The following is a 2,046-nucleotide window of genomic DNA, read 5'->3' on the forward strand; positions in this document are numbered from 1 at the left end:
ATTGGTCGGCGAAGGTAAACGCCAACGGCTGCATTTCGTCTTGACCGCAGTCTTTGTCTTCGGTGTTCATCAACACGAAGTTGGTGGCGTTCCACAATTTATTGCAGAAGTTGCGGTAGCCTTCGGCGCGCTTGAAGTCGAAGTTCACGCTGCGACCGAGGCTGGCGTAGCTCGCCATGGTGAAGCGCAAGGCGTCCGCGCCCATGCTGGGGATACCTTCGGGGAAGAGTTTTTTCGTGGCTTCTTCCACTTTCGGCGCGGTTTCGGGTTTGCGCAGACCGGTCGTGCGTTTCACTAGCAGCTTGTCCAAGTCGATGCCGTCGATCAAATCCACAGGGTCGATGACGTTGCCTTCGGATTTGGACATTTTTTTGCCTTCGTGGTCACGCACGATGCCGTGGATGTACACGTCTTTAAACGGTACTTTGCCGGTGAAGTGTGTGGTCATCATAATCATACGCGCCACCCAGAAGAAGATGATTTCGTAGCCTGTTACCAAGACGTTGGACGGCAGGAAGGCTTTGAGTTCGTCGGTTTCAGACGGCCAGCCGAGCGTGGAGAACGGCACGAGCGCGGAGGAGAACCATGTATCCAATACGTCTTCTTCGCGGGTCAAGCCTGTTTTGCCGGCTTGTTTTTCGGCTTCTTCCTGATTGCGGGCAACGTAAACATTGCCTGCTTCGTCGTACCACGCGGGGATTTGATGGCCCCACCACAGTTGGCGCGAAATACACCAGTCTTGGATGTTGTTCATCCATTGGTTGTAGGTATTGACCCAGTTTTCAGGGATAAAACGTACCGCGCCGCTATCAACGGCTTTTTTGGCTTTGTCGGCCAGGCTCAAACCTTTGAACTCGCTGTCAGGCTCGCCGCCGTTTGGCGTGGCGGACATAGCGACAAACCATTGGCTGGTCAGCATCGGCTCAATCACGGAACCGGTACGGTCGCCTTTCGGCGTCATCAGCGTGTGCGGTTTGATTTCGACCAAGAAACCTTGTTCCTGCAAATCGGCAACCATTTGTTTGCGCGCGGCAAAGCGGTCTAAGCCTGCGTATTTTTCAGGCAGGGCAAAGCCTGGTTGCGCTTCGCCTTTGAAGTTAAACACTTCGGCGTTTGCCAGCACTTTGGCTTCCAAATCAAACACATTAATCAGGCGCGTGTCGTGGCGTTTGCCGACTTCGTAGTCGTTGAAGTCGTGCGCAGGCGTGATTTTCACGCAGCCGGTACCGAAGTCTTTTTCGACGTATTCGTCGGCAATCACGGGGATGGTGCGGCCGGTCAGCGGCAGGATTAATTCCTTGCCGATCAAATGCGTATAACGTTCGTCTTCAGGATTGACGGCAACGGCCACGTCGCCCAACAGCGTTTCAGGGCGGGTGGTCGCCACGATAACGGCTTCGGCGGGATTGTCCGCCAGCGGATAGCGGATGTGCCACATAGAGCCTTGTTCTTCCACGCTTTCCACTTCCAAATCAGATACTGCCGTACCCAAAACCGGATCCCAGTTCACCAAGCGTTTGCCGCGGTAAATCAAGCCTTGTTCATACAGACGCACAAACACTTCGGTTACGGTTTCGGCGCGCACGTCGTCCATCGTGAAATACTCACGCGTCCAGTCGGCAGAGCAGCCCACGCGGCGCATTTGTTGGGTAATCGTACCGCCGGAAACTTCTTTCCATTCCCACACTTTTTCCAAGAATTTCTCGCGGCCCAAGTCATGACGGGACACGTTTTGCGCGGCAAGTTGACGCTCGACCACGATTTGCGTGGCAATGCCCGCGTGGTCGGTGCCCGGAATCCAGGCGGTGTTGCAGCCTTTCATGCGGTAGTAGCGGGTTAGACCGTCCATGATGGTTTGGTTGAAGGCATGGCCCATGTGCAGCGTGCCGGTTACATTGGGCGGCGGCAGTTGGATGGAAAAAGACGGTTTGGTCAAATCCATATCAGGCTGGAAATAGCCCTGCTCTTCCCAGTTTTGATAATGTTTGGATTCGATTTCGGCTGGATTGTATTTGTCTAACATGATGGAACTTTGTGAAATTAAGG

At 54.1% G+C, this 2,046-nt stretch carries 1 protein-coding gene; it reads right to left on the minus strand.

What is annotated here, in order from left to right:
- On the minus strand, positions 1-2,023 hold a 2,023-nt coding region (locus ACTHUT_RS18950), incomplete at its 3' end, for a valine--tRNA ligase (protein ID WP_440419405.1).
- Positions 2,024-2,046 lie beyond the last annotated feature (23 nt).

This window comes from Neisseria sp. P0022.S010 (assembly GCF_051956635.1).